The sequence below is a fragment of the Streptomyces sp. NPDC048584 genome (genome assembly GCF_043199595.1).
In the GTDB taxonomy this organism is placed as follows: domain Bacteria; phylum Actinomycetota; class Actinomycetes; order Streptomycetales; family Streptomycetaceae; genus Streptomyces; species Streptomyces edwardsiae.
The window spans coordinates 1-11,861 of sequence record NZ_JBICWF010000006.1 but is presented as its reverse complement, the minus strand read 5'-3'; the positions used below and the strand labels follow the sequence as shown (position 1 = coordinate 11,861).

The following is an 11,861-nucleotide window of genomic DNA, read 5'->3' as shown; positions in this document are numbered from 1 at the left end:
ACCCACACGAGTGACAGAAGCCCCCGGGCGGCCCCGCGCTACCCGTCTGCCCGGGCGGTCGCCAGGAGTTCCTCGGCGTGCGCCCGGGCCGTCTGCGAGTCCTCCTGCCCGGCGAGCATGCGGGAGAGCTCCCGGATGCGCTCCTCGCCCTCCAGGACCTTCACGCCGGAGCGGGTGACCGATCCGTCGCTGGTCTTCTCCACCAGCAGCTGCCGGTCGGCGAACGCGGCCACCTGCGGCAGATGCGTGACGACCACGACCTGCGCCGTCTTCGCCAGCTTCGCGAGCCGCCGCCCGATCTCCACCGCCGCCTTGCCGCCGACCCCGGCGTCGACCTCGTCGAAGAGGTACGTCGGCACGGGGTCGGTCCCGGCGAACACGACCTCCACGGCCAGCATCACGCGGGACAGCTCACCGCCGGACGCCCCCTTGGCGATGGGGCGGGGCGGCGCGCCGGGATGCGGGGCGAGCAGCAGCTCCACCTCGTCCACGCCCGACGGGCCGTAGGCGACCGTGCGCCCGCCCACCTCGACGCCCTCCGGGTCCTCGGTCTGCCGGATGTCGAACGACACACGCGCGTGCGGCATCGCGAGCGAGGCCAGTTCGGCGGTGACCGCCGAAGCGAACCGGTCGGCCGCCTCCGTCCGCGCGTCCGTCAGCTCCTGCGCCAGGACGCCCAGTTCCGCGCGGAGCGCGTCCCGTTCGGCGGTGAGCTCGCCGGTCCGCTCGTCGTCGCCGTCCAGTTCGGTCAGCCGGGCGGCGCCCTGCTCGGCCCATGTCAGCACGGACGCGATGTCCTCGCCGTACTTCCGGGTCAGGGCGGTGAGCGCGGCGCGGCGCTCCTCGACCGCCGCCAGCCGCAGCGGATCGGCGTCCAGGTCGTCGGCGTACCCCGCCAGCTCCCCGGCCACGTCACGCAGCAGGATGCCGACCTCCCCGATCCGGTCGGTCAGCGCGGCCAGCGCCGGATCGTGCGCCCGTACGGCCTCCAGGGCCCGCTGGGCGCCCGCGACGAGTGTGCTCGCGTCGACGGACTCGGGGTCCTCCGGGTTGCCCGCGAGCGCGGCGTGCGCGACCGCGGCGGCGGACGCCAGCGCCTCGGCGTGCCCGAGCCGCTCCGCCTCCTCCGCCAGCTCCACGTCCTCGCCCGCGCGGGGCTCCACGGCGGCGATCTCCTCGAGCCCGAAACGCAGCAGGTCGGCCTCCTGGGCCCGCTCACGGGCGCGCGTGGTGATCTGCTCCAGCTCCGTGACCACGGCCCGCAGCCGCTTGTACGCCTCGGCGTACTTGCCGAGCGGCACGGCGACCGCGTACCCGGCGTACCGGTCGAGCGCCTGCCGCTGCCGGGACAGCTTCAGCAGCCCCTGCTGGTCGGTCTGCCCGTGCACGGCCACGAGGTCGTCGGCGAGCTCCGCGAGCAGCCCCACGGGCACACTCCGCCCGCCCAGGTGCGCGCGCGAGCGCCCCTCGGCCGACACGGTCCGGCTGACCAGCAGCGTCCCGTCGTCCAGCTCGGCCCCGGCCTCCTCGGCCCGTACGACGGCCGCGGCGCCCGCGGGCACCGCGATCCGTCCCTCGACCACCGCGCTGCGCGCGCCGATCCGCACCAGGGCCGCATCCGCGCGTCCACCGAGCAGCAGGCCCAGGCTGGTGACCACCATGGTCTTGCCCGCACCCGTCTCACCGGTGACGGCGGTGAAGCCGGGCGACAGCTCGACGACAGCATCGTCGATCACTCCGAGCGACCGTATCCGCATCTCCTCCAACACGAACTAGACCTTACGAGGTCCAGCCCGGGAAGTGCGACCGCCCCGCCCCTGTGACGGGGCGAGTGGAGATACCTGAGGGGCGCGGGCTGGGTCGATACGCGGCTCCGCCGCGTGGGCGCGAACAACCACAACCGACCCGCAGCCGCCGGCGCGCCGGAACCACCCCATCGAGATGGCTAATGCGGCGCCCCACGCCACCCGGACACGGGCAGAGCGAATTTCGCGACCAACCGGTCGGTGAAGGAAGCATGGTGCAGCCTTGCCAACCGCACCGGCACAGCCCCCCTCCGCACCTCCACCCGCGCCCCCACCGGAAGCTCCACGGTCCGCCGCCCGTCACACCACAGCACCCCCGGAGGGACGTGCGGCAGCATCTCCACCGCCAGCACCGAGTCCGGCGACGTCACCAGGGGCTTGGCGAACAGCGCGTGCGCCGAGATCGGCACCAGCAGCAGCGCCTCGACCTCGGGCCACACCACGGGCCCGCCGGCGGAGAACGCGTACGCCGTCGACCCGGTCGGGGTGGCGCAGACGATGCCGTCGCAGCCGAACCCGGTGACCGGCCGCCCGTCGATCTCGAGCACGACCTCCAGCATCCGCTCGGCGGACACCTTCTGCACGGCCGCCTCGTTCAGCGCCCAGTCGGTGTGCACGATGTCGCCGTTGCGGTGCACGACGACATCGACGGTCATCCGTTCCTCGACCTCGTACGCCCGGCTCACCACCCGGTCGACGACCTTGTCGAGGTCGTCGCGCTCGGCCTCGGCGAGGAATCCGACGCTGCCGAGGTTGACGCCCAGCATGGGCACCCCGGAGGCGCGGGCGAACTCGGCGCCGCGCAGCAGCGTGCCGTCACCGCCCAGCACGATCAGCAGTTCACAGTCGTCCAGGCACTGCGGGGTGGCCTCCTTGACGGTCTCCACGTCCGCGGGGAGCGGCAGGTCGCGGGCCTCGTCCTCCAGGACCCGCACCCCCAGCCCGGCCCGCAGCAGTCCTCTGACCACGAGTTCGGCGCTGCGGATGGCAGCGGGCCGGCCGGTGTGGGCCAGCAGGAAAACAGTACGAGCTCGGTTCTGCGTCAACGCGGCCCCTCCGCCACAGCACGGTCGGCATCCGCGGGATCCAGTTCCGGAGCACCGGCCCGCAGCCACAGAAAGTATTCGACGTTCCCGGAGGGTCCGGGCAGCGGACTGGCCGTCACGCCCTCCGCTCCGAGTCCCAGCTCCCAGGCCTTCGCGGCCACTCCCCGCACGGCCTCGGCGCGCAGGTGCGGGCTGCGGACGACTCCGCCGCTGCCCAGCCGTTCCTTGCCCACCTCGAACTGCGGTTTCACCATCATCACCAGGTCGGCGTCCGGTTTCGCGCACCGCTTCAGGGCGGGCAGTACCAGTCCGAGCGGGATGAAGGACAGATCCCCCACGACAAGATCCACAGGCTCCCCATCGATGATCTCGAGCGTCAACTCGCGTACGTTCGTACGGTCCTTGACGGTGACGCGTTCATCGTTGCGCAGAGACCAGGCGAGTTGTCCGTATCCGACGTCCACGGCGACCACGTGTGCGGCCCCGGCGCGCAGCAGTACGTCGGTGAAACCGCCGGTGGAGGCGCCGGCGTCCAGGGCCCTCCGCCCCTCGACGACGAGGCCTCGAGGCATGAAGGCGTCGAGGGCACCGGCCAGTTTGTGGCCGCCGCGCGAGACGTAGTCCGGGTCGCCGGCGTCCTCGGTGACGACGATCGCGGCGGCGGTCTCCACCTGGGTGGCGGGCTTGGTCGCGACCGTCTTTCCGACGCTGACCCGGCCGGCGGCGATCAGCTGGCCGGCGTGCTCGCGCGAGCGCGCGAGTTTACGGCGGACCAGCTCCGCGTCGAGACGGCGGCGTGCGACTCCTGCCACGTTCGGTTCAGCTCCTGTGTCCGTGGGTCGACGGGGATCCCGGGCGGGTGTCGAGCGCGGTGAGCGCGTCGCGCAACCCCCGGTGCACATTTTCGTACACCTCGACATGGCCGTCGGTGGCGAGGTGGTCGGCATCGGCCAGCCGCCGCACCTGGGCGTCGATCGCGGGGTGGCCGGTGGGGGTGCGCGGCACGTTCAGGGGCGCGGGGGCGGCGGGGCCGCCGTCGTCCTGGGGCGGTGCCTGTCCGGGCTCCGCCTCCGGCACTGCGTCGTTCATGCCCCGACGCTATCGCGAACGGCTGCGGTACCGTCGTCCGCGATGGCCACGATCGAGGAGTGCCGTGCCGCACTCGACAAGCTTTCGGACAGCATGCGGGGCGCCGAGGGGGATGTCCGCGCGGCCGCGGCCATGGACCGCTCGGTCAGCTGTCACATCACCGACCAGGACGTGACGTTCGCCGGCCGGATGACCGGCGGCCGCATCGAGGTGCGCGACACGTTCCCCGGCCCGCCGCGCGAGAAGGCGCAGATACGGCTCGCGATGACGGGCGAAACCCTGCTGGCCCTGGTCGACGGCGAACTGCACTTCGCGAAGGCGTGGGGTTCGGGCCGGGTGCGGCTCGAGGCGGGCCTGCGGGACCTGTTCCATCTCAGAAAGCTGCTGTAGCGCTCACTTCATGGCTCCGGCCTTCTCCGCAGCGCCCTTCGCCCGTGCCCCGCGGGCCGCCGGCACCACCAGCGGGGTGCCGGTCTCGGGGTCGTCGATGACCTGGCAGCGCAGCCGGAAGACCTCCTCGACCAGCCCGGCGGTGACAATGTCCTTCGGCGCGCCCTGGGCGATGACCTTGCCCTCGCGCAGGGCGATGAGGTGGGTGGCGTAACGGGCGGCGTGGTTGAGGTCGTGGAGGACGGCGACGAGGGTCCGCCCGTGCTCCTCGTGCAGGTCCGCGCAGAGGTCCAGTACGTCGATCTGGTGCTGGATGTCGAGGAAGGTGGTCGGTTCGTCGAGCAGCAGCAGCGGGGTCTGCTGGGCCAGCGCCATGGCGATCCACACGCGCTGGCGCTGACCGCCGGAGAGCTCGTCGACATAGCGTTCCGCGAGTTCGGCGATGCCGGTACGGGCCATGGACTCCTGGACGACGCGCTCGTCCTCGGCGGACCACTGGCGCAGCAGTCCCTGGTGCGGGTAGCGGCCGCGGCCGACGAGGTCGCCGACGGTGATGCCGTCGGGCGCGATCGACGACTGGGGCAGCAGGCCAAGGGTGCGGGCGACCTTCTTGGCCGGCATCGACTGGATGACCTGCCCGTCCAGCAGGACGCGTCCCGCGTCCGGCTTGAGCATCCGTGACAGTGCCCGCAGCAGGGTCGACTTGCCGCAGGCGTTGGGGCCGACGATCACGGTGAAGGAGTTGTCCGGTATCTCCACCGACAGCTGTTCGGCGATGACCCGCTGGTCGTAGGCCAGGGTGACGTTCTCGGCGGACAGTCGGTTCACGGTGCTCCTTCGGTGGTTCAGTGTGCTGCCGGTGCCGCTCATATCCGGCCCGCCCGGCGTTCGGTGACCAGCAGCCACAGCAGATAGACGCCGCCGAGCACACCGGTGACCACACCGACGGGCAGCTGCTCGGCGCCGAACGCCCGCTGCGACACCCAGTCGGCGGTGACCAGGAGGGCCGCGCCCATGCACAGCGACGCGGCCATGTTGGGGCCGGGCGCGCGGGTCAGCCGGCGGGCGAGCTGGGGCGCGGTGAGCGCGACGAAGCTGACGGGTCCGGCGGCGGCGGTCGCGGCCGCGGTGAGCAGCACGGCCGACAGCATCAGCAGCAGCCGTACGCGCTCCACGCGCACGCCGAGGGCGTACGACACGTCGTCGCCCATCTCCAGCATCCTGAGCCCGCGCCCATTGGCCAGCACCAGCGGTACGAGGACGGCGCACAGGGCGAGCAGCGGCCAGACCTGGTCCCAGTCCCGGCCGTCGAGGGAGCCGGTCATCCAGACGACCGCGCGGGCGGCGTCGACGATGTCGGACTTGGTGAGCAGATAGCCGTTGACGGCCGTGACGATCGCGGAGACACCGATGCCGACCAGGACGAGCCGGTAGCCGTGCACACCCCGCTTCCAGGCGAGCGCGTAGATGGCGAACCCGGTCACCAGCCCGCCGGCCAGCGCGCCGAGGGCGACCTGGCCGGCGGTGCCGGAGAACAGCACGATCACGGTGAGGGCGCCGGCCGTCGCCCCCTGTCCGAGGCCGAGCACGTCGGGGCTGCCGAGCGGGTTGCGGGAGATGGACTGGAACAGCGCGCCGCCGAGTCCGAGGGAGGCGCCGACGAGCAGTCCGACCAGGACCCGGGGCAGCCGCAGTTCGGTGACGATGAACTCCTGGCCCGCGTTGCCCTCGCCGACGAGGGTTCTCAGCACGTCGGCGGCCGGGATCGGGAAGTCTCCGGTACCGATCAGCACCACGCTCGCGGTGAGCGCGGTGAGCAGCAGTACGACGACGACGGTGAGGGCACGCACGTCGAACCGGACCGAGAGGCCGCCGGGACTGCGCACCGCGCGGTTGGTCTTCACAGCTGGGCCGTCCTCCGGCGTCGTACGAGAAGGATGAAGACGGGGCCGCCGATGATCGCGGTGACGATGCCCACCTGGAGTTCGGCGGGGCGGGCCACGATCCGTCCGAGGACGTCGGCGCCGAGCAGCAGCACGGGCGACAGGACGGCCGCGTACGGCAGGATCCAGCGCTGGTCGGGCCCGGTGAAGGAGCGCACGACGTGCGGCACCATCAGGCCGACGAAGACGATCGGCCCGCAGGCGGCGGTCGCGGCCCCGCACAGCACGGTCGCGGCGAGCATGGACAGCGCCCGGGTGCGGTTGAGGTCGGCGCCGAGCGCCTTGGCGGTGTCGTCGCCCATGGCCATGGCGTTGAGCGGCCGGGCGAGCGCCAGCGCGAGCAGGGAACCGGCGACGATGAACGGCAGGACCTGGACGATGGTCGAGTTGCTGCCGGAGGCCAGGGAGCCCACCGTCCAGAAGCGCATCCGGCCGAGCGCCGCGTCGTCGAGGATCATGATGGCCTGGAGGTAGCCGAACAGCGCCGCGCTGATGGCCGTACCGGCGAGCGCCAGCCGGACCGGTGTCGCGCCGCGGCTGCCGCCGAGGAACCACACCAGCGCACCGACGGCGGCCGCCCCGAAGAAGGCGAACCACACATAGCCGGACAGTGAGGTGACGCCGAAGAAGGTGATGGCGGTGACGACGGCGGCGGACGCGCCCGCGTTGATGCCGAGCAGTCCGGGATCGGCCAGCGGGTTGCGGGTCAGTGCCTGCAGAACCGATCCCGCAAGTCCGAGCGCGGCGCCCGCGAGCACACCGAGGACGGTGCGTGACAGTCTGTCGGCCACGACGACGTCGCCGTAGGTGCCGGAGTCCTCGAACAGGCCGTGCCAGACCTGCTCCAGGGACAGCTCCTTCGCCCCGATCGCGATGCTCGCCAGCGCGACGAGCGCCAGGAGCACGAGGGAGGCGAGCAGCCCGAGGGCGCGTACCGCCCGGCGGCTCGGGGGCGCGGCGGCGGTCTCCGCGCGCTGTTCTGGGGGACTCTCGACCAACACGCGGTTAGGTTAGCCTACCCTCCTCATCGATCACGATCCCGAGCCCTCGGGTGGCGAGGGGCGTTTCCGGGTTCACAGCCCCAGCCGGGCCAGCGCCTTCCCGCCGTCCAGCGCGCACACACCGTCCCCGGCCGCCGTCCACGCCGCCGCGCACAGCGCACGCAGCCCGTCCAGCGCACCGCCCTCGCCGTCCAGCTCCAGCTGCCCGGCACCGGCCCGGGCCGTCCAGCCACCGCAGCGGAACCCGTCGTCCGCTGGGGCGACCTCCGGCTGGCCGGTGAGCATCCCGCGCAGATCGGCGTCCACGTACGTCGGCCGGTGCCGCGGCGGCGCGGCCAGCAGCTGGGCGCCGTCCGCCACTCCGGTGAGCACCAGCAGCGAGTCCACCTCGCCGTTGAACGCGCCCTCGATGTCCGTGTCCAGCCGGTCCCCCACCACCAACGGCCGCTCCGCGCCCGTGCGCAGGATCGTCTCCCGGTGCATCGGCGGCAGCGGCTTGCCCGCGACCTGCGGCTCGGCGCCGGTGGCGATCCGTACGACCTCCACCGCCGCGCCGTTGCCCGGGGCGATGCCCCGGCCGCTGGGAATCGTCAGATCGGTGTTGGACGCGAACCACGGCAGCCCGCGCGCCACGGCGTACGACGCCTCCGCGAACCGTCCCCACGCCATGTCGGGCCCGCCGTACCCCTGGACGACCGCGACCGGGTCGTCGTCCGCCGACTCCACCGGATCCAGTCCGCGTTCGCGCAGCGCCACCCGCAGGCCCTCGCCGCCGATCACCAGCACCCGGGCGCCCTGCGGCACCTGCCCGGCGACGAGCCGCGCGACCGCCTGCGCGGAGGTGATGACATCGCCGGCGTCCGTGGGTATCCCCAGCTCGGTCAGATGCGCCGCGACGGTGTCCGGGGTGCGCAGGGCGTTGTTGGTCACATAGGCGAGGCGCATCCCGTCCGCGCAGGCCGTGGCGAGCGACTCGACCGCGTGGACGATCGCGCTCCCGCCCGCGTACACCACACCGTCGAGGTCGAGCAGCGCCGTGTCGTACGCCTCGCTCAGGGCCTGCCCACTGCCCTCGGGCCTCGTCCTGACGCTCCGGCTCATTCCGCATCGCTCCTCGTTCGACGGCTTTCCCCCGATCATCCCCCATGCCACCGACAGCCGTACGATGCCGGGATGAACACTGCAGGTCACTCGACGGCAAAGGCGCCCCGGGGCCTGGAACTCACCCCGTTCCGCGGCCTTCGCTACGACCCCGACCGGGTCGGCGGCCTCGCCTCCGTGACATCCCCGCCGTACGACGTCGTCGTCCGCCCCGACGGCCTGCACCACCTCCAGTCCGCCGACCCGCACAACATCGTCCGGCTGATCCTGCCCGAGGCCGACACGCCCGAGGCGCGCAACGCCCAGGCCGCCGACACCCTGCGCCGCTGGCGCGCCGAGGGAGTTCTGACCGCCGACCCCGAACCCTGTCTGTACGTCTACGAACAGCGCGACGGCGACGGCATGGTGCAGCGCGGCATCATCGGCGCACTGCGTGTCTCCGACCCCGGCGAGCGACTCGTCCTGCCGCACGAGGACGTCATGCCGCACATCGTCGCCGACCGCGCGGAGCTGATGCGGGCCACGTCCGCGAACCTCGAACCGCTGCTGCTCACCTACCGCGGTGACGAGGGCGACGGTCGGGTGGCCTCCACCGCGGCCCTGATCGAACGCACGGCAGGGCGGCGGCCGCTGCTGGCGACCACCACGGAGGACGGTTTCCAGCATCGCCTGTGGTCCGTCACCGACCCCGCCGACCTGGCCGCGGTCCAGGGCGAACTCGCCGGTCATCAGGCCCTCATCGCCGACGGCCACCACCGCTGGGCGACGTACCGTCGGCTCCGCGCGGAGCACCCCTCCCCGAGTCCCTGGGACCACGGCCTGGTCCTGCTGGTCGACACGGCCCGCTATCCGCTGCGCGTGCGCGCCATCCACCGGCTGCTGCACAGCCTTCCGGTCGCGGACGCCGTGGCCGCGCTCGGCGGCCTGTTCCGCGTCCGGCGCGTCGACGCGCCGCTCGCCGGGGCGATGGACGTCCTGGGCGGGGCGGCCTCGGCGGGCAACGCCTTCCTGCTCGCCGGGGACGGCGCCTTCCATCTCGTCGACCGCCCCGACCCGGACCTGCTCGCCCGTACGGTCCCGTCGGACCGCCCGGCGGCGTGGCGCACCCTGGACGCGACGGTCCTGCACGCCACCCTCCTCGACCGGGTGTGGCGCGTGCCCGACTCCCCCGCCCACATCGCTTACATCCACGACACCGCCGCCACGGTCGAGAAGGCGGAACGCGACGGCGGCACGGCGGTCCTGATGCATCCGGTGCGTGAGGACGTCGTCCGCGACCTGGCCCGACAGGGGGTCACGATGCCGCGCAAGTCGACGTCGTTCGGCCCGAAGCCGGCGTCGGGACTGGTGCTGCGCGCGCTGGACCTGTGACGAAGGGGCGGGCCTCCGGAGAGACCCGCCCCTTCATTCCGTTCCTTGCTGCGGACGTCAGTCCTTGTCGTCCTCGGGCGCCGTGGTGTCTTCGGCCTCGACGGCCTCGACGGCCTCGACGGCCTCATCGGTCTCGTCCTCGACGAGGGCGTCCATGAACTCGACTCCGTCCAGCTCGGCCAGCCGGTCGGAAGCGTCCGTGCTGCCGTCCCGGTCGGCCTCGACGGCCTTGGCGAACCACTCCCTCGCTTCATCGCCGCGGCCGGCCGCGTGCAGCGCGTCGGCGTAGGCGTAGCGCAGGCGCGCGGTCCACGGCTGGACGGAGTGGGAGGCCAGCTCGGAGCTCTGCAGCGTCACGATCGCCGCGTCCAGCTGGCCCAGGTCGCGCCGGGCACCGGCGGCGACGAGCCGCATCTCGACCTGCCCCGCCTTGTCCAGCTTCTGCACCTCGGGGGCGCCGGCCATGTCCAGCGCCTTCTCCGGCCTGCCGAGTCCACGCTCGCAGTCGGCCATGAGGGGCCAGAGCTCCACGGTCCCGGTCATTCGCCGCGCGGCCCGGAACTCGGCGAGCGCCTCGGCGTACTTCTGGTTCGCGTACGCGGCGAACCCGGCGGCCTCCCGTACGGCGGCGACACGCGAGGCCAGCCGCAGGGCCACCCTGGAGTAGCCGTAGGCGCCCTCGGGGTCCTCGTCGATCAGCCGCGCGACCATCACCAGGTTCTTGGCGACGTCCTCGGCGAGCGTCTTGGGCAGGCTCTGCAGTTCCTGCCGTACGTCCTTGTCGATCTCTTCGCCGGTGACGTCCTCCGGGATCGGCAGCCGCTTGATCGGCTCACGGTCCCGGTCCCGCTCCTCACGGAAGCGCCCGCCACCGTGCCGGTCGTCGCGCCCGCGGAAACCGCCGGGACGTCCGCCCCGGTCGTCCCGGCGGGGCCCACGGTCGTCCCGGCCGCGGAAGCCACCACGGTCGCCACCGCGGCTGTCGTCACGCCGGCCGAAACCGCCACGCTCACCACGATTGTCGTCACGCCGGAACCCACCGCGGTCACCACGGTCGTCCCTGCGGTCGCCGCGGTCGTCACGACGGAAGGAGGGACGGTCACCGCGGTCGCTGCGGTCGTCACGGCGGAAGGCCGGGCGGTCGTCCCTGCGGTCGTCCCTCCGCTCACCGCGGTCGTCACGACGGAAGGAGGGAGGACGGTCACCGCGGTCACTGCGGTCGTCACGGCGGAAGGCCGGGCGGTCGTCCCTACGGTCGTCCCTCCGCTCACCGCGGTCGTCACGACGGAAGGCGGGACGGTCACCGCGGTCACTGCGGTCGTCACGGCGGAAGGAAGGACGGTCACTGCGGTCGCCACGGTCGTCACGGCGGAACGAGGGGCGGTCACCACGGTCGTCACGACGCGGCCCACGGTCACGGTCGTCCCGACGCACGTACCCGCCACCGCGGTTGTCGTCCCGTCGATCGTCCTTGCGGTCGTCGCGGCGGAAGGCCGGACGGTCGCCACGGTCGCTGCGGTCATCGCGACGGAAGGAGGGACGGTCGTCCCTACGGTCACCACGGTCGTCACGGCGGAACGAGGGGCGGTCACCACGGTCGTCACGACGTGGCCCACGGTCACGGTCGTCCCGACGCACGTACCCGCCACCGCGGTTGTCGTCACGGCGGAAGCCACCACGCTCACCGCGGTCATCGCCTCGCCGGTCGTCACGGCGGTCATCACGACGGAAGCCACCGCGGTCGTTGTCGCGGCGGAAACCGCCGCGATCCCCGCTCCGACCGCCACGGTCACCACTGTCCCGTCGGCGCTGGTCGCGCTCCGGTCGGTCGTCGGGAGAGTTGGTGGACATCGGTGACTCCTGTCTTCGGCACTGCAAGCATAAATAAAAAAGGACCCCTGGTCCCAGCTGAACGCTGGGACCAGGGGTCCTTCCAAAGATTGTTCGGCGGCGTCCTACTCTCCCACAGGGTCCCCCCTGCAGTACCATCGGCGCTGTAAGGCTTAGCTTCCGGGTTCGAAATGTAACCGGGCGTTTCCCCTACGCTATGACCACCGAAACACTATGAAACAATCAACCGCACCACACCGTGACCAGGCATGGGGTTGTTCGTGG

The 11,861-nt window shown here is 72.5% G+C and carries 12 protein-coding genes and 1 rRNA gene; 3 read left to right on the top strand and 10 right to left on the bottom strand.

Features of this window, described 5'->3' with window-relative positions; genetic code table 11:
- Positions 1 to 38 precede the first annotated feature (38 nt).
- The 4 genes from recN to ACGFR9_RS14940 form a co-directional block, all read right to left on the bottom strand.
- A complete protein-coding gene (recN, locus tag ACGFR9_RS14955) occupies positions 39 to 1,757 on the bottom strand; it encodes a DNA repair protein RecN (protein ID WP_393208524.1) in 1,719 nt (572 codons plus the stop codon).
- Positions 1,758 to 1,945: 188 nt separating this feature from the next.
- On the bottom strand, positions 1,946 to 2,851 hold the full coding sequence (locus tag ACGFR9_RS14950) for an NAD kinase (RefSeq protein WP_393207588.1): 906 nt from the start codon (positions 2,849 to 2,851) through the stop codon (positions 1,946 to 1,948).
- A complete protein-coding gene (locus ACGFR9_RS14945) occupies positions 2,848 to 3,663 on the bottom strand; it encodes a TlyA family RNA methyltransferase (protein WP_393207585.1) in 816 nt (271 codons plus the stop codon). The genes ACGFR9_RS14950 and ACGFR9_RS14945 overlap by 4 nt, the downstream gene beginning before the upstream one ends.
- Positions 3,664 to 3,670: 7 nt before the next feature.
- Entirely contained in the window at positions 3,671 to 3,940 is a 270-nt protein-coding gene (locus tag ACGFR9_RS14940; RefSeq protein WP_393207583.1) for a hypothetical protein, read from the bottom strand.
- 42 nt (positions 3,941 to 3,982) lie between these two features.
- Between ACGFR9_RS14940 and ACGFR9_RS14935 the strand changes: the two genes are divergently transcribed.
- Positions 3,983 to 4,330, top strand: coding sequence for a sterol-binding protein (locus ACGFR9_RS14935; RefSeq protein WP_393207580.1), 348 nt, complete (start codon positions 3,983 to 3,985; stop codon positions 4,328 to 4,330).
- 3 nt (positions 4,331 to 4,333) lie between these two features.
- Here ACGFR9_RS14935 and ACGFR9_RS14930 read toward each other — a convergent pair whose 3' ends face one another.
- From ACGFR9_RS14930 to ACGFR9_RS14915, 4 genes are all read right to left on the bottom strand, one after another.
- Positions 4,334 to 5,200, bottom strand: coding sequence for an ABC transporter ATP-binding protein (locus ACGFR9_RS14930; RefSeq protein WP_393207577.1), 867 nt, complete (start codon positions 5,198 to 5,200; stop codon positions 4,334 to 4,336).
- Positions 5,197 to 6,234, bottom strand: coding sequence for a FecCD family ABC transporter permease (locus ACGFR9_RS14925; RefSeq protein WP_393207574.1), 1,038 nt, complete (start codon positions 6,232 to 6,234; stop codon positions 5,197 to 5,199). Before ACGFR9_RS14925 ends, ACGFR9_RS14930 begins: the two co-directional genes overlap by 4 nt.
- Positions 6,231 to 7,274 (bottom strand): FecCD family ABC transporter permease, encoded by a 1,044-nt coding sequence (locus ACGFR9_RS14920; RefSeq protein WP_393207571.1) that lies wholly within the window; start codon positions 7,272 to 7,274, stop codon positions 6,231 to 6,233. Before ACGFR9_RS14920 ends, ACGFR9_RS14925 begins: the two co-directional genes overlap by 4 nt.
- 72 nt (positions 7,275 to 7,346) lie before the next feature.
- Positions 7,347 to 8,375, bottom strand: coding sequence for an HAD hydrolase-like protein (locus ACGFR9_RS14915; RefSeq protein ID WP_393207568.1), 1,029 nt, complete (start codon positions 8,373 to 8,375; stop codon positions 7,347 to 7,349).
- Between the two features lie 72 nt (positions 8,376 to 8,447).
- On the opposite strand from ACGFR9_RS14915, the gene ACGFR9_RS14910 reads away from it, so the two are divergent.
- Complete coding sequence (locus ACGFR9_RS14910) at positions 8,448 to 9,746, top strand: DUF1015 domain-containing protein (RefSeq protein ID WP_393207565.1); 1,299 nt, start codon at positions 8,448 to 8,450, stop codon at positions 9,744 to 9,746.
- Between the two features lie 57 nt (positions 9,747 to 9,803).
- Here the strand turns inward: ACGFR9_RS14910 and ACGFR9_RS14905 are convergent, their stop codons facing one another.
- Positions 9,804 to 10,565, bottom strand: coding sequence for a tetratricopeptide repeat protein (locus ACGFR9_RS14905; RefSeq protein ID WP_393208521.1), 762 nt, complete (start codon positions 10,563 to 10,565; stop codon positions 9,804 to 9,806).
- A gap of 54 nt (positions 10,566 to 10,619) precedes the next feature.
- Here ACGFR9_RS14905 and ACGFR9_RS14900 point away from each other — a divergent pair, with 54 nt between their 5' ends.
- Entirely contained in the window at positions 10,620 to 11,603 is a 984-nt protein-coding gene (locus ACGFR9_RS14900) for a hypothetical protein (protein WP_393208585.1), read from the top strand.
- A gap of 85 nt (positions 11,604 to 11,688) precedes the next feature.
- Here ACGFR9_RS14900 and rrf read toward each other — a convergent pair.
- Positions 11,689 to 11,805 (bottom strand): 5S ribosomal RNA (rrf, locus tag ACGFR9_RS14895).
- Positions 11,806 to 11,861 lie beyond the last annotated feature (56 nt).

What these genes read in the sequence shown, in the direction of transcription:
- recN (WP_393208524.1), bottom strand. Translation starts at nt 1,757, where the DNA reads ATGCGGATACGGTCGCTCGGAGTGATCGACGATGCTGTCGTCGAGCTG.
- ACGFR9_RS14940 (WP_393207583.1), bottom strand. Translation starts at nt 3,940, where the DNA reads ATGAACGACGCAGTGCCGGAGGCGGAGCCCGGACAGGCACCGCCCCAG.
- ACGFR9_RS14935 (WP_393207580.1), top strand. Translation starts at nt 3,983, where the DNA reads ATGGCCACGATCGAGGAGTGCCGTGCCGCACTCGACAAGCTTTCGGAC.
- ACGFR9_RS14930 (WP_393207577.1), bottom strand. Translation starts at nt 5,200, where the DNA reads ATGAGCGGCACCGGCAGCACACTGAACCACCGAAGGAGCACCGTGAAC.
- ACGFR9_RS14915 (WP_393207568.1), bottom strand. Translation starts at nt 8,375, where the DNA reads ATGAGCCGGAGCGTCAGGACGAGGCCCGAGGGCAGTGGGCAGGCCCTG.
- ACGFR9_RS14910 (WP_393207565.1), top strand. Translation starts at nt 8,448, where the DNA reads ATGAACACTGCAGGTCACTCGACGGCAAAGGCGCCCCGGGGCCTGGAA.